We start from the raw sequence: 20,378 nt of genomic DNA, 5'->3' as shown, positions 1-20,378 counted from the left end.
CCCCGTAGGGTGGACGGCGGGGCACCGTCGCGACCAGGAGGGGAACGGGAGATGGCAGGCTGGAGGATCCCGGGCTTGGCGGCCCGGCCTCGCTTCACGAGCCGGGCGACCGTCCTCGTCCTGGTGCTCTGCTCGCTGGTGGCGATCCTCGCCTACCCGACGCGGCAGTTCATCTCCCAGCGCGCCGAGATCTCCGCCCAGCAGGCGAAGGCCGACCGCTCCCGCCAGCAGGTCGAGCAGCTGCGCCGGGAGAAGGCCCGCTGGCAGGACCCCGAGTACGTCAAGGCGCAGGCCCGCGCCCGGCTGCACTACGCGATGCCGGGGGAGACCCCGTACATCGCGGTGGATCCGGCCGGTCCGGCCGCCGCCCGACCCTCGGCGTCCGCCACCGGTTCCGCTTCCGCCGCCGGCCCGGCCGCCTCCGACGGCGCGCCAGGCGGCTCGGCGCGGGCCGCCAAGCCCTGGTACGCCAGCATCTGGGACTCGGTCGACGCCGCCGACACCACCGACGCCGCCGCCCCGGCCCCCGCCTCCCCCCGTCCGCTCCCACCGTCCCCCGCTGGAGACACCTCCCCCCATGACCACTGAGAACCACCCCGCCGTCTCCGACGCCGACGTCGCCGCCATCGCCGCCCAGCTCGGCCGGGTGCCGCGCGGCCTGCGCGGCGTGGCGCACCGCTGCCCCTGCGGCAACCCGGACGTCGTGGAGACGGCTCCCCGACTGCCGGACGGCACGCCCTTCCCGACGCTGTACTACCTGACCTGCCCCAAGGCCGCCTCGCTGATCGGCACCCTGGAGGCGGACGGCGTGATGAAGGAGCAGACGGCCCGGCTCGCCGAGGACCCGGAGCTTGCCGCCGCCTACCAGAAGGCGCACGAGGACTACATCGCCCGGCGCGATGCCATCGAGGTGCTGGAGGGCTTCCCGAGCGCCGGCGGCATGCCGGACCGGGTGAAGTGCCTGCACGTGCTGGTCGGCCACTCGCTGGCGGCCGGCGAGGGCGTCAACCCGCTCGGCGACGAGGCGATCGGCCTGCTGGAGGACTGGTGGGCCAAGGGTCCCTGCGTCTCCCCGGCCGAGGTCGAGGCCGCCGGTGAGCGGGTCGCCCGCAACCGGGCCAAGGACCAGGACCACCAGGCCGTGATCGAGGCCAAGCAGCAGAAGGCCGCCGAGCGCGCCGCGAAGAAGCGGGCCGCCGAGGAGTCCGACACCGGGGAGTCCGCGTGAGCATGACCCGGGTGGCCGCGATCGACTGCGGCACCAACTCGATCCGGCTGCTGGTCGCCGACCTGGACCCGGCCACCGGGGAGATCACCGACCTCGACCGCCGCATGATCATCAACCGGCTGGGCCAGGGTGTGGACCAGACCGGCCGGCTGCACCCGGACGCGCTGGCCCGCACCTTCGCGGCCTGCCGCGAGTACCGGGAGGTCATCGCCGGGTTCGGGGTCGGCCCGGAGCGCACCCGCTTCGTCGCCACCAGCGCCTCGCGGGACGCCGAGAACAGCGACGAGTACGTCGAGGGCGTGCGCGCGATCCTGGGCGTCGAGCCCGAGGTGGTGAGCGGCGAGGAGGAGGCGCACCTGTCCTTCGTGGGCGCCACCAAGGAGCTGACCGGCGGTCAGTTCCCGGCGCCGTACCTGGTGTTCGACCTCGGCGGCGGCTCGACCGAGTTCGTGCTGGGCGGTGCGGACGTGCAGGCGGCGCGCTCGGTGGACATCGGCTGCGTCCGGCTCACCGAGCGGCACTTCGGCGGCGTCGAGCTGCCCTCGCCGGAGCAGATCGAGACGGCCCGGGCGCACGTGCGGGCCGAGCTGGACAAGGCCGAGGAGGTCGTCCCGCTGCGCGGCGCGGCCACCCTGGTGGGCCTGGCCGGGACGGTCACCACGGTGTCCGCGATCGCCCAGGACCTGCCGGCCTACGACTCGGCGGCGATCCACCACTCGCGGATCGGTCGGGAGCGGGTCGCCGGGATCGCCCGCGAGCTGCTGGGCGCCACCCACGCCGAGCGCGCGGCCATCCCGTCGATGCACCCGGGCCGGGTGGACGTGATCGCGGCCGGCGCGCTGGAGCTGCTGGAGATCATGGAGCGGACGGGCGCGGCCGAGGTGGTCGTGAGCGAGCACGACATCCTGGACGGCATCGCCTGGAGTATGGCTTCCTGACCTCCTGCGAGCCTTACCCGACCGGCCCCGGCACCCCTTTCGGGGGTCCGGGGCCGGGGCGCGCCCGGACCGGTGCGGGAAAGTTCGTGAATTTCTTCACATGGCGATCCAGTCATTCGTCGCACCTGCTCGCCCGCTACGTCCGAAATGTGGGACCGAAGGTCTGCTCGGCGTGACGACCCCTGGATCGCAGGTCAAGCCTCGGTTGAGGTTTGAAAATCGAAATCACGAGCGGGAACCCGGGTGCCGTACGGATCGTTGCTGCTCAGCAGGGTGGTGTTCCGGCGTGTGCTCAGGAGGGGGCGCGCAAGGCCGTGAGTCGACGCGCTGAGCCCGGATTTGCGGCCGCGCAGTGTAGCACGGGGTGTCCAGAAGCTTGTGACCGGGCTCACGAAGGCTGCTCCGGGCGGTGCTGGATACTTTCGGATATGAGCACCACGGAGCGTCCTCGCATCCTCATTGTCGGCGGTGGTTACGTCGGCCTGTATGCCGCGATGCGCATCCTCAAGAAGATGCGTTACGGCGAAGCGACCGTCACGGTCGTGGACCCGCGGTCGTACATGACGTACCTGCCCTTCCTCCCCGAGGCGGCCGGCGGCAACGTCGCGCCCCGCAACCTCGTCGCGCCGCTGCGCAGCGCCCTCAAGAAGGCGGAGGTGCTCACCGGTGCGGTCACCGGTGTGGACCACGCCCGCAAGGTCGCCACCATCCAGCCCGCGGCCGGCGACAGCTACGAGCTGCCCTTCGAGTACCTGGTCGTCGCGACCGGCTCGGTCTCCCGCACCTTCCCGATCCCGGGTCTGGCGGAGCACGGCATCGGCATGAAGACGGTGGAGGAGGCCATCAGCCTCCGCAACCACGTCATGGCCCAGCTCGACAAGGCCGAGTCCACCGCCGACGAGGAGGTCCGCCGCAAGGCCCTGACCTTCGTCGTCATCGGCGGCGGCTTCGCCGGTGTCGAGACGATCGCCGAGGTCGAGGACATGGCGCGCGACGCCGCCAAGATCTACAAGACCGTCAGCCGTGACGACATGCGCTTCGTCCTGGTGGAGGCGGCCAACCGCATCCTCCCGGAGATGGGCCCGGACCTCGGTCTGTGGACCAAGGAGAAGCTCGAGGAGCGGAAGATCGAGGTCTACATCGAGACCTCGATGGACTCCTGCGTCGACCAGCACGTGGTGCTGAAGAACGGCCTGGAGATGGACGCCTCCACCATCGTGTGGACGGCCGGCGTGAAGCCGAACCCGGTGCTGGCCAACTTCGGCCTGCCGCTGGGCCCGCGCGGCCACGTCGACACCGCGCCGACCCTCCAGGTCCAGGGCTTCGACTACGTCTGGTCCGCCGGCGACAACGCCCAGGTCCCGGACCTCGCCTCCGGCGAGGGCGCCTGGTGCCCGCCGAACGCGCAGCACGCCGTGCGCCAGGCCGCCGTCCTCGGTGACAACGTCATCTCGGGCATGCGGGGCTTCCCGCAGAAGAACTACGAGCACAAGAACCTCGGTGCGGTCGCCGGCCTGGGCCTGCACAAGGGCGTCGCGATCCTCTTCGGCAAGGTCAAGCTGAAGGGCCGTCTGGCCTGGTGGTTCCACCGCGCGTACCACGGCGCCATGGTCCCGACCATGAACCGCAAGGTCCGGGTCTTCACCGACTGGACGCTGGCCATGTTCCTGAAGCGCGAGATGGTCGGCCTCTCCCAGATGGAGCAGCCGCGCCTGCCGATCCAGGAGGTCACGGCGCCCACGAAGCCCGTGGAGGCCGCCAAGCCGGCCGCCGAGAAGGAACTCGCCAGCAAGTAAGCGACTGAGACCCCGGTGTGGGAGCACCGGGGTATGAGTCGGAGGCCCTCCGCCCGGCAGTGTCGCCGGACCACGACCTCCGTGGTGCTCAGCCGGCCGTGCGACCGGGCGGAGTACAGAAGTAGAAGGGCCCCTGCCGAAACCCTCCGGCAGGGGCCCTTTCTCGTCGTCCGCCCGCTGGGCGGGCCCGTGAGGGGCGGTCAGTCGGTCTTGATGCTCGCCAGGATGTCCAGCTTGGACGCCCGGCGGGCGGGCCAGATCGCGGCCACCAGGCCGACCACCCCGGCCAGGGCCAGGAACAGCGCCAGCTGGCCGAACGGCAGGACGGTGGTCAGGCCGCTCAGGCTGGACTTCAGGGTGCCGTTGATCGCCCAGGCGATGAAGCAGCCGAGCAGCAGGCCGATGCCGGCGCCGAACAGCGAGATCACCACGGACTCCAGGCGGACCATCCGCTTGATGCCCCGGCGGTCCAGGCCGATCGCCCGCAGCATCCCGATCTCGCGCTTGCGCTCGAAGACCGACATCGCCAGCGTGTTGATCACGCCCAGGATCGCGACCAGCACGGACATCGCCAGCAGGCCGTACATCAGGTTCAGCGCGAAGGTGATGGTCTGGCTGAAGTCGTCGCGGACTTCTTGCTTGGACTTGACGTCGATCACTGGGTTGGCGCCGGTGGCGTCCTTGAGGGACTGCTTGAGCGCGGCGGTGGCGCCGTCCTTGCCCTTGACCAGGACGTCGGTGATGTAGGGCTTCGGCTCGTGCTTGGCGACCTCGCTGTTGGCCAGCAGGGCCGAGCCGAGCATGCCGCCCTTCTCGTACACGCCGCCGACGGTGAGCTGACCGGTGGACTGGTCGGGGTAGGAGACCGCCATCGTCGAGCCGGCGGTGAGGTGGAGCTTGGCGGCGAGGTCCTGGTCCACCAGGACCTTGCCCTGGCCGAGCGCGGCGGTGGCGCCGCTGGTCAGCTTGACCTCGGCGAGCTGGTCGAAGGAGCCGGCGTCCATGCCGGTGATCGTCACGCCGGTGCCGTCGAACTTCCAGCTGGTGGTCGTCACCGCGGAGGAGGCGGCCACCCCGGGGGCCTTGGCGATCTGCCCGGGCACCTGCTCGGACAGGCTCATGTGGTTGGCGCCCGAGACCATGTAGTCGGACTTCATCGAGCTGGTGACGGCCTTGTCGATCGCGCCGCCGACCGAGGCACCGATCACGGTGAGGCCGCTGACCAGGGTCAGGCCGATGGTGAGCGCGGCGGCGGTGGACGCGGTGCGGCGCGGGTTGCGGACCGCGTTCTGCTGGGCGAGCTTGCCCGGGGTGCCGCCGAGCCCGCGCAGCAGCGGGCCGATCAGCGCGACCACCGGGCGGGAGAGCAGCGGCAGCAGGACGAACACGCCGATCAGGGCGAGCAGGGCGCCGAGGCCGACCGGCAGGCGGCCGCTGTCGTTGCCGGTGGAGGCGCCGAAGCCGATCAGCGCGAGGCCGCCGGCGGTGAGCGCCGAGCCGATCGAGTTGCGGACCAGCAGGCTCTTCTGGCTGGTCGGCTGGTCGCCGCTGCTCATCGCCGCGACCGGGGCGATCCGGGCGGCGCGCATGGCGGGCAGCAGGGCGGACAGCACCGTCACGAGGACGCCGACGGTCAGGGTCACCGCGATGGTGAGCGGCTTGATGACCAGCGTGCCGTGCGGCATGTTCTCGTTCAGCCGGCCCATCAGGGACTGCATGCCGGCGCCGATCCCGATGCCGGCGAGCAGTCCGGCCACCGCCGCGATGGTGCCGATCGCCAGGGCCTCGACCAGCACCGAGCGGGTGACCTGCTTGCGGCTGGCGCCGATCGCCCGCAGCAGCGCGAGTTCCTTGGTGCGCTGGGCGACCAGCATGGTGAAGGTGTTGGCGATGATGAAGATGCCGACGAAGAGCGAGATCCCGGCGAAGACCAGCAGCATGGTGCGCATGCCGTCGGTGGCCTTGGTGATCATCTCCTGCTCGTCGGCCTTGAGCTTGGCGCCCGTCTCGACGTCGAAGTGCTGGTCGGACGGCACCTTGGGCTGGACCTGGGCGAGCAGCGCGTCCTCGCTGGTGCCGGGCTTGGCGGTGAGCACGATGCTGCTGAAGTGGCCGGGCTCCAGCAGCAGCTGCTGGGCGGTGGCGCGGTCGAACAGGGTGAGGGTGCCGCCGCTGTTCACCACCGGGTCGTCGGTGGTGAAGACGCCGGTGAGCTTCGCCTCGATCACCGGGCCGTTGATGGCGATCCGGACGGTGTCGCCGATCTTGTAGCCGGCCTTGTCGGCGGTCTTGCGGTCGAGGGCTATCTCCTTGCCGTTCTTCGGGCCCTGGCCCTCGGCCATCGGGTAGCGCGGGTCCTTGCCGTCCGCGGCCGGGGCGAAGTTGGCGCCCTTGGCGGCCCAGAACTGGCCGATCAGGTTGCCGCTCCGGTCGGCGACCCCGGTGAAGCCGCTGACCACGCCGCGGGCGTTGGCGGTGCCCGGCAGGGCGGCCAGCTGCTGGACGGTGGCGTCGGTGAGCGAGGCGTTGCCGCTCTCGTTCTTCACCTTGGTGCTGGCGCGGGAGCCGGCCGAGTAGTCCACGACCTGGACCGAGACGTCCGAGTAGCTCTTGGAGTTGTTGTCCCGCATGGCCTTGCCGAAGGTGTCGGAGAAGACCATGGTGCCGGCGACGAAGGCGGTGCCGAGCATGACGGCCAGCGCCGTCATGAGGAGTCGGCCCTTGTGGGCCAGCACATTGCGCAGTGCGGTGCGGTACATGGGGTGTCCTGGGTTTCGCGTAGGGGCGGCGGCTGGGCTGGCTGGCCCTGGCTGGTGGTGGCTCTAGCTGGTGCGGCCCTTGGCGTCGAAGCGGCGCATGCGGTCCAGGACGGTGTCGGCGGTGGGGTGGTGGAGTTCGTCGACGATGCGGCCGTCGGCGAGGAAGACGACGCGGTCGGCGTAGGAGGCGGCGACGGGGTCGTGGGTGACCATGACGACGGTCTGGCCGAGTTCGCGGACGGAGTTGCGCAGGAAGGAGAGGATCTCGGCGCCGGAGCGGGAGTCGAGGTTTCCGGTGGGTTCGTCGGCGAAGATGATGTCGGGCTTGCCGGCGAGGGCGCGGGCGCAGGCGACGCGTTGCTGCTGGCCGCCGGAGAGCTGGGAGGGGCGGTGGCTGAGGCGGCCGGAGAGGCCGACGGTGTCGACGACGCGGTCGAGCCAGGCCTTGTCGACCTTGCGGCCGGCGATGTCCATCGGGAGGGTGATGTTCTCCAGGGCGGTGAGGGTGGGGAGCAGGTTGAAGGCCTGGAAGACGAAGCCGATGTGGTCGCGGCGGATCTGGGTGAGCTGCTTGTCCTTGAGGCCGACGAGTTCGGTGTCGCCGATGGTGGTGGAGCCGGAGCTGATGGTGTCGAGGCCGGCCATGCAGTGCATGAGGGTGGACTTGCCGGAGCCGGAGGGGCCCATGATGGCGGTGAACTGGCCCTGCGGGAAGTCGACGCTGACGTTGTCGAGGGCCACGACGCGGGTCTCCCCGTCCCCGTAGACCTTGTTGAGGCCGGTGGCGCGGGCGGCCGCCAGGCCGGTCCGGACGGCGGTTGCGGTCGACGTGGTCACGGGGGTGCTCCTTGGTGGTCGCGGGCTGCGGGAGACGCGCTGGGCGCCTGGACGGCCGGGCCGCCAGGGGCGCCCGGCCGTACCTCCATGCTCCGCCGCGTGATCATGAGTTCTCGTCGCTCCGCCGGACGGTTGGCCTGACCACCGCTGGGCGTACGGCCAGGTGACGCCCTCCTCCTGGGGTATGACGCCGACCCTGAGCGCCGGGCGGTGGCCGGAACTCATGCACTTCGTGGCCGAATTGCGGACTGTTCGTCAGATCGCAAGGAAACATGACAACTTCCCTGGCTGGGAACATGCGAAAGGGTGAGCCGGGCGACTAGGCTCTGGGGTGGCCCGCACCGGGGGTGGAGCGCTTCTTCTCCGGCCGATGGAGGGGTCCGTCCTCAGGACGCCCGGATGGTGGAACGCAGACACGGGCAGCTTAAAACTGCTTGGCCGCGAGGCCGTGCCGGTTCGAGTCCGGCTCCGGGCACCGCTCGACTCGCGGGGGCGCCGACGGCGTCCCCGCCGGGAGTCGATCGGTGATCCTCCTCGCGGCGTATCCCGATATTTTTGCCAAGCCATTACCCTGGTGGCTGGGCGGTGCAGTGCCGCCACGGAGGGAATGTGCAATGAGAAGCAGCAACCCGGTCTTCTCGCGGGAGGGGTCCTTCACCCGCGAGCCCGGCTACGCGGGGTTCGGTACCACCACGCAGGCCGGGGGCCAGTACGGCAACAACCCCTACGCGGGGACCCCTTACGCCCAGCAGCCGCAGGCGCAGGGCCCGCTGACCGACGAGCAGCTGTACGAGATGTACAACGGGCCGTCGGCCGGCCCCGCCGCCACCGGGCGGATGACGCTCGACGACGTGGTCGCGCGCACGGCCATGACGCTGCTGACCCTGGTCGCCGGCGGTGCGGTGGCCTGGTTCGCGCTGCCGTTCGAGAACTACGGCTACGCCATCGGCGCCTCGGTGGTCGCCTTCGTCGTCTACCTGGTCATCGCCTTCAAGCGCAGTGTCAGCCCGCCGCTGATCCTGACCTACGCGGCGCTCCAGGGCTTCGCGCTCGGTGCCGTCTCACACGTCTTCAACACCATGCTGAACGGCATCGTGCTCCAGGCGGTGCTGGGTACGGCGGCGGTCTTCGCGGCGATGCTGTTCGCCTACAAGAGCGGCAGGATCCGGGTCACCGCGCGCTACCAGCGGATCGGCATCGCGATCGCCATCGGCTTCGTGCTGCTGATGCTGGTCAACATGGTCGCGATGGCGTTCGGCGCCGACATGGGCCTGCGCTCGGGCCCGCTGGGCATCGTGGTCGGCCTGGTCGGCATCGCCCTGGGCGCGTTCTTCCTGTCGCTGGACTTCGCGGCGGTCGAGGAGGCCATCGCCCAGGGCGCGCCGCAGCGCGAGTCCTGGCGGGCCGCCTTCGGGCTGACCCTGTCGCTGGTCTGGATCTACATGGAGATGCTGCGCCTGATCGCGATCCTGCGCGGCGACGACTAACCGCGCTCCCGCCGTACCACTGCCGCCGGGCCCCCGGAGCGAAACGCTCCGGGGGCCCGGCGGCGTTTAGGCTCCCTGTCATGCATGACGTACAGCTCCTGGTCGAAGCCGTCGACTCCTTGGCGGATCGTTTCCGCTCGCTGCCGCAGAGCAAACTGCTGGGCGCCGTGCCCGGGTACGAGTCCCGGGCGGGGGCCGTGCTGGCGCTGGCCCGGCGGCTGGCCGAACTGGCGCTGGCAGCGGAGGGCGGGCCGGAGCGGGAGTTCCCGGACGCCGGGGCCTTCGCGGCGGGGGACCAACTGGCCGTCGCCGGGCACGACCTGGCGGCCGCGCTGGCGGCGCTGCCGGAGGGCGACGCGGTCGCCCTGCCGGGCGGGCCGGTGGCGGCCGCGGAGGTGCTCGCCGGAGCACTGGCCGCGGTTCGGGAGACGGCGGCGCTCTGCCGATAGACGTCCGGACACGCCGAAGGCCGGCCGGGTCGGTAACCCCTTGACCCGGCCGGCCTTCGGTGTGCTGCGCCGTGTGTGCGGTGCTGCCGCGCTGCTGGGGCGGCGTCAGATGCTGGCGACCACCCGGTCGGCGAGGACGTAGACGGCCTCCTCGTCGGTGGAGAAGGTCAGCGAGTACGAGCCGGAGAAGCGCGAGCCGCCGAGCAGCCGGACGTGCTCACCGGCACGGACCGCGTCGATCAGCCGGTAGGCGGCCTCCCGGTCGCCCGGGGCCACGCAGAGCGTGGTGCTGTCGGCGAAGGCGTACACGTCCAGGGTGCCCAGCGGGCCCGGGCGGACGTCGATCAGGGCGACGGCCTCGTCGGCGAGGGTGGCCAGCCGGGTGTCGGTCCACTCGCGGGACGGCGCCTGGCTGGGCACGAAGTCGGGGTGGGAGGGGTGGCGGCGCTGGTCGGGCGCGGCGACCGGGGCGTCCTCGACGGCCTGGTCGGCGTCCAGCAGCCCGGCCTCCAGGCCGGTGGCCAGCAGGTCGGCCTCGCGGCGGGCGCGGGCGTCCCCGGTGGGCTCGGTGGAGCCGGTGGAGGCGGTGGAGGCGGAGGCAGCGGAGGAGGTGCCGGCGGAGGAAGCGCCGGCGCCCTGGCCGGGGAACGGCGACGAGCCGCCCTCGGGCCCGGGCTCGGCGGGACCCTCGTTGATCAGGTCCTCCAGCGCGGAGCGCAGCGCCTCGCCGAACTCCGGGTCCATGGTGCCGGCGTTGTCGACGGCGTCCTGCGGGCCGGTGGGGCGGGGGAAGAACAGCGGCCACTCGTCGGTGCTGGCGAACGGGCCGGTGTACGGGGAGTCGAACAGTGGTGCGTCCTCGGCCGCGCGGGCCTCCTGCTCGGCCCAGAACGCCCGGGCCTCGGTGATCTCCCGCTCGCGGTCGGCGGCGAGTGCCTCGGTGACGGCCTGGCGTATCGCGGCCTGGTCCACCGGGACGGGTGCGGCCTGGGCCGCGGCCTGCGCGTCCAGCCGGCGGGAGAGTCCCCGGAGGTGGAGCAGCACGGCGGTCGACACGGTGATCAGGATCAGCAGCAGGATGGTGTAGACGGCGCTCACGGAACGTACTCCTAGCGAGGAGTGGAACGGGGTTACGTGTCCACACTGCCGCATCCGGCGCTGTTGCCGCAGTGGCGAATGTCTAATTTGTGGGGGACTTTCGCTCTTGTCCCCAAATTGTTAGGTAACACCGTTCTACGCAGTGGAGTTGATCCGCTCCGCAGTGTCGATTTCCGAGCCGAAAACGAGCGAAAAGAGGGCCGGATCGACCTCGCGATGTGATCCGGCCCTCAATTACTCACGGTCACTCCAAACGGGTGGTCCAGACCCTTTCGGGGTGGCCCGGCAGGTCAGCTGAGGCGCTCGATCACCATCGCCATGCCCTGGCCGCCGCCGACGCACATGGTCTCCAGACCGAACTGCTTGTCGTGCCACTGAAGGGAGTTGATCAGGGTGGTGGTGATCCGGGCGCCGGTCATGCCGAACGGGTGGCCGACGGCGATCGCGCCGCCGTTGACGTTCAGCTTGTCCAGGTCGATGCCGAGATCCCGGTAGGACGGGATCACCTGGGCGGCGAAGGCCTCGTTGATCTCGACCAGGTCGATGTCGTCGATGGTCAGGCCGGCCCGCCGCAGCGCCTGCCGGGAGGCCTCGACCGGGCCGTAGCCCATGATCTCGGGGGAGAGCGCGCTGACGCCGGTGGAGACCACCCGGGCGAGCGGGGTGATGCCCAGCTCCCGGGCCTTGGTGTCGGACATGATGACCAGCGCGGCGGCGCCGTCGTTCAGCGGGCAGCAGTTACCGGCGGTCACGGTGCCGTCCGGCCGGAACACCGGCTTCAGGCCGGAGACGCCCTCCAGCGTGACGCCGGCGCGCGGGCCGTCGTCCTTGCTCACCACGGTGCCGTCCGGGAGCGTCACCGGGGTGATCTCGCGCTCCCAGAAGCCGGCCTTGATGGCGGCCTCGGCGAGGTTCTGCGAGCGGACGCCGAACTCGTCCTGCTCGGCGCGGGTGATCCCCTTGAGCGCGGCCAGGTTCTCGGCGGTCTGGCCCATCGCGATGTAGGCGTCCGGCAGCAGGCCGTCCTCGCGCGGGTCGTGCCACTCCCCGCCGCCCTCCTCGGCGCGCTTGGCGGTGCGGGCCTGGGCCTCGTCGAAGACCGGGTTCGTGGTGCCCGGCATGCCGTCCGAGGTCCCGTTCACGCTGCGCGAGACGGTCTCCACGCCGGCCGAGAGGAAGACGTCGCCCTCGCCGGCCCTGATCGCGTGCAGTGCCATCCGCGTGGTCTGCAGCGAGGACGAGCAGTAGCGGGTGATGGTGGCGCCGGGCAGGTAGTCCATGCCCATCTGGACGGCCACGATGCGGGCCAGGTTGTGGCCCTGCTCGCCGCCGGGCAGGCCGCAGCCGAGCATCAGGTCGTCGATCTCGCGCGGGTCGAGCTGCGGGACCTTGGCCAGGGCGGCCTGGATGACGTGGGCGGTCAGGTCGTCGGGGCGGACGTCCTTGAGCGACCCCTTGAAGGCCCGGCCGATCGGCGAACGGGTGGCGCTGACGATGACGGCTTCGGGCATGGCGGGCTCCTCGCTGGGTGACGGCGGACTGGCGTCCGGGAGGAAAGTTACCGCCTGGTAGATCAGGCGTCACCCGTCCCGGCGTGTGAGCTGGCCGACGTGTCGCCGGCCTCTGGAACGGCTCCTTCCCTGGCCTCCTCGGGCGCCCACGAGCCGGGCAGCCCGACCCGCAGCCGGTGGCGCAGCAACGCCCAGCGGCGGACGGCGCCCTCCGCCTCGACGGCCGCGACCTCGGTGCCCGAACGCCCGGCCGCGGCGGCGGCGGCCATCGCCACCGGCAGCACCGTCCCGCCCGGCACGGGTGCGGCCGGGCGCTCCTCCTCCGGCCAGAGGCCGAGCGCGGCGCACACCGAGGGCAGCACGGCCATCGCGGCCGTCGCGTAGCCCTGGGCGGACGGGTGGTAGCGGTCGGCGGCGAACATCTCCGGGCGCGCCGCGAACTCCGGGCCCAGCAGCGAGCCCAGCGAGACCGTCCGGCCGCCGGCCTCCACGACCGCGATGGTCTGCGCGGCCGCCAGCTGCCGGCTCAGCCGGCGGGCCACCCAGCGCAGCGGCGGGCGCACCGGCTTGATCGTCCCGAGGTCCGGGCAGGTGCCGACCACCACCTCGCAGCCGTTCGCCCGCAGCGCCGCGACCGCCTCGCCGAGCTGGCGGACGGCCAGCTGGGCCGGGCTGTGCCGGGTCACGTCGTTGGCGCCGATCATGAGCACGGCGACGTCCGGGTGGTGCGGCAGCGCCTGCTCCAGCTGGCCCGAGAGGTGGGCGGAACGGCCGCCGGTGCGGGCCACGTTGACCAGCCGGACCGGGCGTTCGGCGACCGAGGCCAGGCCCGCGGCCAGCAGCGCGCCCGGGGTCTCCCGGGCCCGCAGCACACCGAGGCCGGCGCCGGTGGAGTCACCGAGGACGGCCAGCACCAGCGGCGGCTGCGTGGCGGCGGAGCTGTCGGCGAAGGCCTCGCCGTAGACGCCGTCGGCCTTGGGCGGATCGCCCTCCAGCACGCCGATGGCCTGGATCGCCAGCTTGCTCTCGGTGAGCAGCACGCCCACCAGGCCCACGCCCAGCAGGCCGAGCCCGCCGCCGCCGTACGCCGCCGCGGTGGCGATCCGGCGGGCCACCCGGGCCCGCGAGTCCTGTGCCCCTGGCATCCGATGCCCCCTTCGCGTCCTCGTGCCGCCCCCTCCGGGGCCATGGCGATGCCTGCACCCTCCTCCTACCCGCGCCGGGGCCGGGGCTACCTGCGGGGCTGGGCCATTGGGGGAGGAGGGCGGGTGGGGGCCGCCGTGCGGGGCCGCGGCGGGGCGAGGGGCGGGTGGGGCGGAAGGGCGGGCTGGGGCGGGCGGCACGGCCTAGGCTTTGCAGTACCGAAAGCACTCGCATGCCCACTACCGGGAGGACCCCCGTGCGGTACCACAACTCGATCATCGACCTCGTCGGCAACACGCCGCTGGTCAAGCTGAACAAGGTCACCGAGGGCATCAGCGCGACAGTGCTGGCGAAGGTCGAGTACTTCAACCCCGGCGGTTCGGTGAAGGACCGCATCGCGATGCGCATGATCGAGGCCGCCGAGGCCTCGGGCGCCCTGAAGCCGGGCGGCACCATCGTCGAGCCGACCTCCGGCAACACCGGCGTCGGCCTGGCGATCGTGGCCCAGCAGAAGGGCTACAAGTGCATCTTCGTCTGTCCGGACAAGGTGTCCACCGACAAGATCAACACCCTGCGCGCGTACGGCGCCGAGGTGGTCGTCTGTCCCACCGCCGTGGCCCCCGAGCACCCGGACTCGTACTACAACGTCTCCGACCGGCTCGTCCGGGAGACCCCGAACGCCTGGAAGCCGGACCAGTACTCCAACCCGGACAACCCGGCCTCGCACTACCACTCCACCGGTCCGGAGCTGTGGGAGCAGACCGAGGGCCGGATCACCCACTTCGTGGCGGGCGTCGGCACCGGCGGCACCATCTCCGGCACCGGCAACTACCTGAAGGAGGTCTCGGGCGGCAAGGTCAAGGTGATCGGCGCCGACCCGGAGGGCTCGGTCTACTCGGGCGGCACCGGCCGGCCGTACCTGGTCGAGGGCGTGGGTGAGGACTTCTGGCCGACCGCCTACGACCGTGACGTCGCCGACGGCATCGTCGCCGTCTCCGACAAGGACTCCTTCCAGATGACCCGCCGTCTGGCCAAGGAGGAGGGCCTGCTGGTCGGCGGCTCCTGCGGCATGGCCGTGGTGGCCGCGCTGGAGGTGGCCAAGGGCCTGGGCCCGGACGACGTCGTGGTGGTGCTGCTGCCGGACGGCGGCCGCGGCTACCTGTCCAAGATCTTCAACGACGACTGGATGGCCGACTACGGCTTCCTGCCCTCGGCCACCGACGAGGCGCACATCGGCGAGGTGCTGGCCCGCAAGGACGCCATCGAGCACGAGGGCATCCCGCAGTTCGTCCACATGCACCCGAACGAGACGGTCGCCGAGGCGGTCCGGGTGCTGCGCGAGTACGGCGTCTCGCAGATGCCGGTGGTCTCCCCGGGTGCCGGGCACCCGGACATCATGGCCGGCGAGGTGATCGGCTCGGTGGCGGAGAAGCTGCTGCTGGAGGGCGTCTTCGCGAAGGAGATCGAGCTGACCGACACGCTGGACCGGGTGATGTCCAAGCCGCTGCCGGTCGTCGGTGCGGGCGAGACGGTCACCAACCTGATGACCGTGCTGGAGAAGGCCGACGCCGCGGTGGTGCTGGTGGAGGGCAAGCCGCAGGGCATCGTCACCCGCCAGGACCTGCTGGGCTTCCTCGCCGGCCGCGCCGCGCACTGACCCGTCGGCCCCGGTCCTGACCGGTCCTGACCGGCCCGACCCCGTCACCGGCTCCGGTCGGCGGGGCGGCCGAGGTTTCGTCCACGTTTTGCCCGCGGTTCGCCCACGGGCGAAGTGGTACACCGGCGTCACCTGCCCGCAGCACGCGGTTAACAACGGTCCGGCATCGTGGTGGTCAACGGCGAGACGCCGAGCGAGACGACGGCAACCGTCCGGGAGCGGCTCCCCGGCGGACGCGGTCGGCTCCGGACACGTCGGGCGGTCCTGACCCGGCCCGCCGCGTCCGCCCTCCGACCCGGCAACGGGGGAGAGGGGCCTCCGCGGGAGGCGCCGTCGTCCCGCCCCTGCCCGGCTGAGGCCGGTCGACAGGGTGCGGCGGCTCCCGCGGCACCGCGCGCCGCACGGCGCGTCTCCGCGGTTCCCGGGTGGGGGAACCGAGGCGGAGAACGGCAGGGCCGGTCCTTCTCCGAGGGACCGGCCCTTCCCGTACGCTCACACGCATGACCAGCACTGAAACCACCCAGGACGAGCCGCGCTACGTCCGGCTCAAGATCGAGCTCATCGCGGAGATCACCGACGAGGGCGCGCTCAAGGCGGCCGCCCTGAAGCAGGTGACCGAGGACGAGTACCTCGACGACGACGAGCGCGCCCAGTCCGTCGACGCCATCGAGGTGGACCCGTCGGGTTCGCTCGCCCACTTCATCGACCCGGTGGCGCTGCTCGGCGACGTGCCGGGTGTCGAGCTGGCCTCGGCGACCTGGGAGTCGGCGCAGACCGAGTTCGACCCCGAGAACGAGGGGTGGGACGAGTACGTGGTGGACGAGTCCGCCGAGTAGCGGCCTCGTCCCGCCAACTCGTCACCGCTCGTGAACGCCCGGTCTGCCCCGCAGGCCGGGCGTTTTTTCCCTGTTCACCGGGAAGTTGGGTCATCTCATACGATCGCTTACCCTTCGGAGGTGGAACCGTGCACGGGCGGATTGCGTTTCTGTATCCGTAAATGCCCGGGATGATCAGCAGGGAGACGCGACGTGACGGCACGGGACGGTCAGGGGCGGGCAGGCGGAGGCAACTGGAGCCGGCGCGGAGTGCTCGCGGGCCTGATCGGGGCGCCGGTCCTGCTGCTCGCGGCCTGCAACGACACCAAGAGCGCCGACGCCAACGGCTCGGGCGGCTCGGGCGGCTCCGGTGGAACCCCCGGCGCCGGCAGCGGCTCCGGCGGGACCAGCAGCGCGCCGAAGACCTCGACCGCCGTCATCACCGTCACTCCTGCGGACGGTGCCGCCTCCGCCAGCTTCAGCGAGCCGGTCACGGTCACCGTCAGCAACGGAACCCTGGGCACCGTCAAGGTCACCGACTCCACGGGCAAGGAACTGGCCGGCCAGCTCGCCTCCGACGGCGCCAGCTGGACCTCGGCCGCCGCCCCCGCCAGCGGCACCAAGTACACCGTGGCCGCCACCGCCGTCGACAAGGACAAGCTGGAGGCGGACGCCAACGCCACCTTCACCACGGCCACCCCGGCCAACACCTTCGTCGGCTACTTCACGCCCGAGGACGGCTCGGTCGTCGGCGTCGGCATGCCCGTCTCGATCACCTTCAGCAAGCCGATCACCGACCGCAAGGCCGTCCAGCAGGCGATCACCGTGATAGCCGAGCCGGGCGTCGAGATCGTCGGGCACTGGTTCTCCAGCACCCGCCTCGACTTCCGGCCGCAGGAGTACTGGGCCAAGGGCACCAAGGTCACCCTCAAGCTCCGGCTCAAGGACGTCGAGGGCGCCAAGGGCGTCTACGGCACCCAGTCCAAGGACGTCCGCTTCACCATCGGCCGCGCCCAGACCAGCGTCGCCGACCTCGGCGCCAAGAAGCTCACCGTCACCACCGACGGCCAGGTCAGCGCCGTCTACAAGATCTCCGGCGGGTCGCCCGAGCACCGCACCTGGGGCGGCAAGATGGTGATCTCCGAGCAGTTCCAGCAGACCCGGATGAACTCGCAGACCGTTAACCTCGGCAGCGAGTACGACATCGCGGACGTGCCGCACGCCCAGCGGCTCACCACCTCGGGCACCTTCATCCACGGCAACTACTGGTCCTCGTCGTCGATCTTCGGCGGCCAGAACACCAGCCACGGCTGCATCGGCCTCCAGGACGCCAAGGGCGCGCAGGACGGCAGCACGGACGGCTACAAGTTCTACAAGAGCTCCATGGTCGGCGACGTCGTCGAGGTCACGAACTCCGGTGACAAGACCGTCGCGCCGGACAACGGCCTGAACGGCTGGAACCTCGGCTGGGCCGCCTGGAAGGCCGGCAGCGCGGTCTGACGCCGGGAGCCGCCGGTCGGCGCCCCGACCGGCGGGCGGTCACCTCGGGTGGCCGGCCCGCCGGAACGGTCCCGGACGGTCAGCCCTGCGTGCGGGCCACGCCGATCGGGCAGGACGCGCCGGTGCCGCCGAGGCCGCAGTAGCCGTTCGGGTTCTTGGCGTCGGACAGGTACTGCTGGTGGTACGGCTCGGCCGGGTAGAACGGGCCCGCCGGGGCGATCTCGGTGGTGATCGGACCGTAGCCGAGCGCGGTCAGGGCCGGCTGGAAGGCGTCCCGGGCGGCGGCCGCGGCGGCGGCCTGGGCGGGGGAGTGGGTGTAGACGGCGGAGCGGTACTGGCTGCCGACGTCGTTGCCCTGGCGGTTGCCCTGGGTCGGGTCGTGCGCCTCCCAGAAGGTCTTCAGCAGCCGCTCGTAGGAGACCACCGAGGGGTCGAACACCACCCGGACCGCCTCGGTGTGCCCGGTCAGCCCGCTGCACACCTCCTCGTACGTCGGGTGGGGGGTGTAGCCACCCTGGTAGCCGACCAGCGTCGTCCAGACGCCGGGCAGGCGCCAGAACGTCCGCTCGGCGCCCCAGAAGCAGCCCAGCCCGAAGTCGGCCACCTCCAGGCCGTCCGGGTACGGCCCGGTGAGCGGGTGGCCGAGCACGGTGTGCGGCTCGCGCAGCGCGAAGCCCGGCGACTCCCGGCCGGGCAGCGCCTGGTCGGCGGGAACGAGCGAGGTCTTGTGGCGGTTGAACAGCACGGCCTGCTCCTGCGGGGTAGGGAGGGTTGCGCAGGATTCAACGCGGCGGGGCGCCCCCGGATTCCGGCGCCGCCAGGATTCCGCCGCGGCCCCGGTCGGCAACCGGCCCGGTTCACGGCGGGCTGGGACGTTCCGGAGGGCGCCGGGCCGTACGGCCACTAGATGAATGAGTCCGATTGTTGGGCTGGCCGCGACCATGACGAAGGGTGCCCGTTGGTTGGTTTGTGAAGACGAACCTGGACACCCTTCTGACGGCACTGTACGTGTTCATCGACGATCACATGGCCCCTCGTCACCGGATCGGGCGACCTCCGAGGCTCTCGGATGCGGAACTGCTGTGCCTGGCCGTGGCGCAGGTACTGCTCGGCTTCCCGTCGGCGAGGCACTGGCACCGCTTCGCGAGTGGCCGGCTGCGGCACCTGTTCCCGTACCTGCCGGGGCAGTCCGGCTACAACAAGCGTCTGAACGCGGCCGGCCCGCTCATCCCGCAGGTCGTCGGCGCACTGGCCCGGCAGGTGCCGACCTGGCACGACGACCTGCGGCTGATCGACTCCACGCCGCTGCCCTGCGCGGCCTCCCGTGAGACGGTCAAGCGCTCGGCCCTGGCCGGCACCGCCGGGTACGGCTACTGCGCCAGTCACTCCCGCTTCTTCTGGGGTCTGCGGCTCTACCTGTTGACCACGGCCGAGGGCATGCCGGTCAGCTGGTGCCTGGCCAACCCGAAACTCGGCGAGCGCGAGGTCATGGAGGCCATGCTCGGCCGTGACCGACACCTCGTGCGCCGGGGCCAGGTGATCCTCGGCGACAAAGGCTTCGCCGGAGCCGCGTTCGAGGCCTTCGTCACCGACGAGCTCGGCGCGCACCTGGTCCGGCCCGACCGCAAGGGCGAGCCTGCCCGATTCGGCAGGCTCGCCCGCGTCCGCCAGTGGATCGAGGCGGTCATCGACACCCTCAAGGGCCAGCTCAGTCTCGAACAGCACGGCGCACGAACCGAGGCCGGCGTCTTCGCCCGCACCGGTCAACGCCTGCTCGCCCTCGCCGCCGCGATCTGGCACAACTGGAACACCGGCGCCGCGCTCAAGCGCTCACTCATCGCCTATGACCACTGAGGACATCGGACTCATTCATCTAGGCTCGACCCATGACCGAGCACCAGCTTCCCCAGGGCTTCGAGACCCTCGCCATCCACGCGGGTCAGGAAGCAGACCCCCAGACCGGGGCCGTCGTCACGCCGATCTACCAGGTGTCCACCTACAAGCAGGACGGGGTGGGCGGCCTGCGGGGCGGCTACGAGTACAGCCGCAGCGCCAACCCGACCCGCACCGCGCTGGAGGAGTGCCTCGCGGCGCTGGAGGGCGGCGCCCGCGGCCTCGCCTTCGCCTCCGGCCTGGCCGCCGAGGACACCCTGCTGCGCACCATCCTCAAGCCGGGCGACCACATCGTGATCCCCAACGACGCCTACGGCGGCACCTTCCGGCTGTTCGCCAAGGTGCTGACCCGCTGGGGCGTCGAGTTCTCCGTCGCCAACACCCAGGACCTGGCCACCGTCCGGGCCGCGCTGCGCCCCAACACCCGCGCGGTCTGGGTGGAGACCCCGTCCAACCCGCTGCTGGGCATCACCGACCTGGCCGCGCTCGCCGAGGTCGCGCACGGCGCCGGCGCGCTGCTGGTGGTCGACAACACCTTCGCCAGCCCGTACCTGCAGCAGCCGATCGCGCTCGGCGCGGACGCGGTCGTGCACTCCACCACCAAGTACATGGGCGGCCACTCGGACGTGGTCGGCGGTGCGCTGGTGCTGGCCGACGCGAGCCTGGGCGAGGAGGTGGCGTACCACCAGAACGCGATGGGCGCCGTCTCCGGGCCGTTCGACGCCTGGCTGGTGCTGCGCGGCATCAAGACGCTGGGCGTCCGGATGGACCGGCACAGCGCCAACGCGGAGAAGGTCGCCGAGCTGCTGGCGAGCCACCCGAAGGTCAGCCAGGTGCTGTACCCGGGCCTGCCCGAGCACCCCGGCCACGAGATCGCCGCCAAGCAGATGAAGGCCTTCGGCGGCATGGTCTCGTTCCGGGTCCAGGGCGGCGAGGAGGCGGCGGTCGAGGTCTGCAACCGCGCGCAACTGTTCACCCTCGGCGAGTCGCTCGGCGGCGTGGAGTCGCTGATCGAGCACCCGGGCCGGATGACCCACGCCTCGGTGGCCGGTTCGGCGCTGGAGGTGCCCGCCGACCTGGTGCGCGTCTCGGTCGGCATCGAGTCGATCGACGACCTGCTCGCCGACCTCAAGCAGGCGCTGGGCTAGGACGCGTTCGGAGGCCCGGATCCTGTTGGGGATCCCCGGCCTCGGTGAGCCCGCCGGGGACCGCGATGGTCACCTGACACGCTGTCGACGCACCCGGCCGGAGGAGCCCCTGCGGGCTC

At 71.7% G+C, this 20,378-nt stretch carries 16 protein-coding genes, 1 tRNA gene and 1 pseudogene; 12 read left to right on the top strand and 6 right to left on the bottom strand.

Features of this window, described 5'->3' with window-relative positions; genetic code table 11:
• The first annotated feature begins 75 nt into the window (after positions 1 to 75).
• The 4 genes and pseudogenes from OG556_RS14185 (at position 76) to OG556_RS14170 (ending at position 3,962) form a co-directional block, all read left to right on the top strand.
• Positions 76 to 588 carry a septum formation initiator family protein gene (locus tag OG556_RS14185; RefSeq protein ID WP_371517348.1) on the top strand — a complete coding sequence of 171 codons (513 nt, stop codon included), beginning with the start codon at positions 76 to 78 and terminating at the stop codon, positions 586 to 588.
• Positions 560 to 1,099: pseudogene (locus OG556_RS14180) on the top strand (DUF501 domain-containing protein); the annotation flags it as partial. The gene OG556_RS14185 and the pseudogene OG556_RS14180, both read left to right, overlap by 29 nt.
• A gap of 131 nt (positions 1,100 to 1,230) precedes the next feature.
• Positions 1,231 to 2,166, top strand: coding sequence for an exopolyphosphatase (locus OG556_RS14175; RefSeq protein WP_371522699.1), 936 nt, complete (start codon positions 1,231 to 1,233; stop codon positions 2,164 to 2,166).
• A gap of 428 nt (positions 2,167 to 2,594) precedes the next feature.
• Positions 2,595 to 3,962: an NAD(P)/FAD-dependent oxidoreductase gene (locus OG556_RS14170; RefSeq protein WP_063348030.1), complete on the top strand. Its 1,368-nt coding sequence runs from the start codon at positions 2,595 to 2,597 to the stop codon at positions 3,960 to 3,962.
• Positions 3,963 to 4,162: 200 nt separating this feature from the next.
• Here OG556_RS14170 and OG556_RS14165 read toward each other — a convergent pair whose 3' ends face one another.
• Both OG556_RS14165 and OG556_RS14160 read right to left on the bottom strand, forming a co-directional pair.
• Positions 4,163 to 6,721: an ABC transporter permease gene (locus OG556_RS14165; RefSeq protein ID WP_371517347.1), complete on the bottom strand. Its 2,559-nt coding sequence runs from the start codon at positions 6,719 to 6,721 to the stop codon at positions 4,163 to 4,165.
• Positions 6,722 to 6,784: 63 nt separating this feature from the next.
• A complete protein-coding gene (locus tag OG556_RS14160) occupies positions 6,785 to 7,558 on the bottom strand; it encodes an ABC transporter ATP-binding protein (protein ID WP_371517346.1) in 774 nt (257 codons plus the stop codon).
• 393 nt (positions 7,559 to 7,951) lie between these two features.
• On the opposite strand from OG556_RS14160, the gene OG556_RS14155 reads away from it, so the two are divergent.
• From OG556_RS14155 to OG556_RS14145, 3 genes are all read left to right on the top strand, one after another.
• Positions 7,952 to 8,033, top strand: a tRNA-Leu gene (locus OG556_RS14155).
• Between the two features lie 139 nt (positions 8,034 to 8,172).
• Positions 8,173 to 9,045, top strand: a complete 873-nt coding sequence (locus OG556_RS14150) for a Bax inhibitor-1/YccA family protein (protein ID WP_371517345.1) — start codon at positions 8,173 to 8,175, stop codon at positions 9,043 to 9,045.
• Positions 9,046 to 9,125: 80 nt separating this feature from the next.
• The gene (locus tag OG556_RS14145; protein WP_371517344.1) at positions 9,126 to 9,494 is read left to right on the top strand and encodes a hypothetical protein; all 369 of its coding nucleotides are present in this window, start codon (positions 9,126 to 9,128) and stop codon (positions 9,492 to 9,494) included.
• 105 nt (positions 9,495 to 9,599) lie between these two features.
• On the opposite strand, the gene OG556_RS14140 is transcribed toward OG556_RS14145, so the two are convergent.
• The 3 genes from OG556_RS14140 to OG556_RS14130 all read right to left on the bottom strand — a co-directional run bounded on the left by OG556_RS14140 (position 9,600) and on the right by OG556_RS14130 (position 13,248).
• Positions 9,600 to 10,592 carry a hypothetical protein gene (locus tag OG556_RS14140; RefSeq protein ID WP_371517343.1) on the bottom strand — a complete coding sequence of 331 codons (993 nt, stop codon included), beginning with the start codon at positions 10,590 to 10,592 and terminating at the stop codon, positions 9,600 to 9,602.
• Between the two features lie 290 nt (positions 10,593 to 10,882).
• Positions 10,883 to 12,103 carry an acetyl-CoA C-acetyltransferase gene (locus OG556_RS14135; RefSeq protein ID WP_063348024.1) on the bottom strand — a complete coding sequence of 407 codons (1,221 nt, stop codon included), beginning with the start codon at positions 12,101 to 12,103 and terminating at the stop codon, positions 10,883 to 10,885.
• A gap of 62 nt (positions 12,104 to 12,165) precedes the next feature.
• On the bottom strand, positions 12,166 to 13,248 hold the full coding sequence (locus OG556_RS14130) for an SGNH/GDSL hydrolase family protein (RefSeq protein ID WP_371517342.1): 1,083 nt from the start codon (positions 13,246 to 13,248) through the stop codon (positions 12,166 to 12,168).
• A gap of 254 nt (positions 13,249 to 13,502) precedes the next feature.
• Between OG556_RS14130 and OG556_RS14125 the strand changes: the two genes are divergently transcribed.
• From OG556_RS14125 to OG556_RS14115, 3 genes are all read left to right on the top strand, one after another.
• Positions 13,503 to 14,903 (top strand): cystathionine beta-synthase, encoded by a 1,401-nt coding sequence (locus tag OG556_RS14125; protein WP_350880017.1) that lies wholly within the window; start codon positions 13,503 to 13,505, stop codon positions 14,901 to 14,903.
• A gap of 500 nt (positions 14,904 to 15,403) precedes the next feature.
• The gene (locus tag OG556_RS14120) at positions 15,404 to 15,739 is read left to right on the top strand and encodes a hypothetical protein (RefSeq protein WP_063348021.1); all 336 of its coding nucleotides are present in this window, start codon (positions 15,404 to 15,406) and stop codon (positions 15,737 to 15,739) included.
• Between the two features lie 192 nt (positions 15,740 to 15,931).
• Positions 15,932 to 17,218: an Ig-like domain-containing protein gene (locus OG556_RS14115; RefSeq protein ID WP_371517341.1), complete on the top strand. Its 1,287-nt coding sequence runs from the start codon at positions 15,932 to 15,934 to the stop codon at positions 17,216 to 17,218.
• A gap of 79 nt (positions 17,219 to 17,297) precedes the next feature.
• Here the strand turns inward: OG556_RS14115 and msrA are convergent, their stop codons facing one another.
• Positions 17,298 to 17,963: a peptide-methionine (S)-S-oxide reductase MsrA gene (gene msrA / locus OG556_RS14110; RefSeq protein WP_371517340.1), complete on the bottom strand. Its 666-nt coding sequence runs from the start codon at positions 17,961 to 17,963 to the stop codon at positions 17,298 to 17,300.
• Positions 17,964 to 18,187: 224 nt separating this feature from the next.
• Between msrA and OG556_RS14105 the strand changes: the two genes are divergently transcribed.
• Both OG556_RS14105 and OG556_RS14100 read left to right on the top strand, forming a co-directional pair.
• Positions 18,188 to 19,072, top strand: coding sequence for an IS982 family transposase (locus OG556_RS14105; protein WP_331744010.1), 885 nt, complete (start codon positions 18,188 to 18,190; stop codon positions 19,070 to 19,072).
• A 32-nt stretch (positions 19,073 to 19,104) separates the two neighbouring features.
• Entirely contained in the window at positions 19,105 to 20,259 is a 1,155-nt protein-coding gene (locus OG556_RS14100; RefSeq protein ID WP_063348017.1) for a cystathionine gamma-synthase, read from the top strand.
• Positions 20,260 to 20,378 lie beyond the last annotated feature (119 nt).

The organism is Kitasatospora sp. NBC_01300 (assembly GCF_041435235.1).
GTDB lineage: Bacteria > Actinomycetota > Actinomycetes > Streptomycetales > Streptomycetaceae > Kitasatospora.
The sequence above is the reverse complement of the archived record's forward strand: the minus strand, read 5'-3'. Positions and strand labels throughout refer to the sequence as shown.

Coding starts and splice junctions, on each gene's coding strand:
- OG556_RS14175 (WP_371522699.1), top strand. CDS start 1,231: ATGACCCGGGTGGCCGCGATCGACTGCGGCACCAACTCGATCCGGCTG.
- OG556_RS14170 (WP_063348030.1), top strand. CDS start 2,595: ATGAGCACCACGGAGCGTCCTCGCATCCTCATTGTCGGCGGTGGTTAC.
- OG556_RS14165 (WP_371517347.1), bottom strand. CDS start 6,721: ATGTACCGCACCGCACTGCGCAATGTGCTGGCCCACAAGGGCCGACTC.
- OG556_RS14150 (WP_371517345.1), top strand. CDS start 8,173: ATGAGAAGCAGCAACCCGGTCTTCTCGCGGGAGGGGTCCTTCACCCGC.
- OG556_RS14145 (WP_371517344.1), top strand. CDS start 9,126: ATGCATGACGTACAGCTCCTGGTCGAAGCCGTCGACTCCTTGGCGGAT.
- OG556_RS14135 (WP_063348024.1), bottom strand. CDS start 12,103: ATGCCCGAAGCCGTCATCGTCAGCGCCACCCGTTCGCCGATCGGCCGG.
- OG556_RS14130 (WP_371517342.1), bottom strand. CDS start 13,248: ATGCCAGGGGCACAGGACTCGCGGGCCCGGGTGGCCCGCCGGATCGCC.
- OG556_RS14120 (WP_063348021.1), top strand. CDS start 15,404: ATGACCAGCACTGAAACCACCCAGGACGAGCCGCGCTACGTCCGGCTC.
- OG556_RS14100 (WP_063348017.1), top strand. CDS start 19,105: ATGACCGAGCACCAGCTTCCCCAGGGCTTCGAGACCCTCGCCATCCAC.